The organism is Romboutsia sp., from assembly GCF_051659545.1.
In the GTDB taxonomy this organism is placed as follows: Bacteria; Bacillota; Clostridia; order Peptostreptococcales; family Peptostreptococcaceae; genus JBOFOR01.
The window spans coordinates 1-1,800 of record NZ_JBOFOR010000206.1 but is presented as its reverse complement, the minus strand read 5'-3'; the positions used below and the strand labels follow the sequence as shown (position 1 = coordinate 1,800).

General features: G+C 29.2%; 1 protein-coding gene. It reads left to right on the top strand.

Features of this window, described 5'->3' with window-relative positions; translation table 11 throughout:
- Positions 1–81 precede the first annotated feature (81 nt).
- Entirely contained in the window at positions 82–1,362 is a 1,281-nt protein-coding gene (locus ACRC03_RS11250) for an aminotransferase class I/II-fold pyridoxal phosphate-dependent enzyme (RefSeq protein ID WP_438652662.1), read from the top strand.
- The last annotated feature ends 438 nt before the right edge of the window (positions 1,363–1,800 follow it).

The window sequence follows — 1,800 nt, the reverse complement described above, 5'->3', positions numbered from 1 at the left end:
AAGATAACTACAAATCTTGCAAGATATAATTTGATATGGTAAAATTCTAATGTTAAATTAAAATAAAGATGGGTGAAAAATATGTTAAACGAGACAAAAGAATTACTAAAAGGCTTCTACGGGTTAGATGATGAAACTTTTAATCTTTCACAAGAAGTAATGGAAGATATAAAGGATAAATTTGAAGAAATAAAAGAAGTAAGAGAATACAATCAATATAAAGTATTAAAAGCTATGCAAGAAGCACATTTAAGTGATAATCACTTTAATTGGACTACTGGATATGGTTACAATGACGTAGGTCGTGAAAAAATAGAAGAAATATATTCAAATGTATTTGGGGCAGAAGATGCAATAGTTAGACCTATAATAGTAAATGGAACTCATGCTTTGACGCTTTGTTTACAAGGTATACTTAGACCAGGTGATGAAATATTTTCAGTTACTGGTAAGCCATATGATACATTAGAAGGTGTTATCGGAATAAGAGAAGAAAAAGGTTCTTTAAAAGAATTTGGAGTTACATATAGCCAAGTAGATTTCTTAGAAGATGGTAATGTTGACTTAGAAGGAATTAAAGAAAAGTTAAATGATAAAACTAAAATGGTATTTATACAAAGATCTAAAGGGTACTCTTGGAGAAAATCTCTTAGAATAGAAGATATCAAAGAAATAGTAGATATAGTAAAATCTATCAATAAAGATGTAATAGTTATGGTAGATAACTGTTATGGAGAATTTATAGAAACTAAAGAGCCAACACATGTTGGAGTAGACATAATGGCAGGTTCACTTATAAAAAATCCAGGTGGAGGACTTGCATTAACTGGTGGATATATAGCAGGTAGAGCTGATTTAGTTGAATTAATATCATATAGATTAACTTCTCCTGGTATAGGAAAAGAGTGCGGTCTTACATTTGGAACAAGTAGAAATGTATTACAAGGATTCTTTATGGCACCATATGTTGTATCACAAGCTTTAATGGGAGCTATCTTCTGTGCTAGAATTTTTGAAAAACTAGGATATGAAGTACTTCCAAAACCAGAAGATTTAAGAAGTGATATAATACAAATAGTTAAGTTAAATAATGCAGATGAAGTAATAGCTTTCTGTCAAGGTGTACAAGCAGCAGCACCAGTTGACTCATATGTTAAGCCAGTGCCATGGGCAATGCCAGGATATGATGCAGAAGTTATAATGGCAGCAGGTGCCTTTGTTCAAGGTTCATCTATAGAGTTAAGTGCAGATGCTCCAATAAAGCCACCGTACAATGTCTACTTCCAAGGTGGACTTACATTTGACCATTCTAAGATGGGAACATTAAAAGCTATAGAGTATATGAAGAAAAACAAAAAATAAAACCTAAATTGTACAAAAGTATACTAAAGTAGAATAGAAAAAATGGACGATAAGAGTAATATAAAGTCTTTAATAAAGATGATACAATTATATAAATAAGAATCCATTTTTTATAAATATTGAAGCCATAAGCCTATAAAGCTTATGGCGATTTTTTTTAGACTTGTTCTAATAAGATGTACAAATATTTTACTACAATATGAGAATTGAGGTAGTGATACAATATAATAAAGGTCGTAATTTCTGTATAATACAAATTAAAAGGAGGAAAATAAGGGTGAAAAAAAATTTAATAATACTATTTTGTAACTATTCAGTCAAAGTGAATTACAATATAATTTTCTGACGATACTAAAAATACTTTTAATATCATTAAAAAAACAAAATAATCAATTATAAACTAAAAGTATATACTTTTTTAGTTTATACCTTAATCAT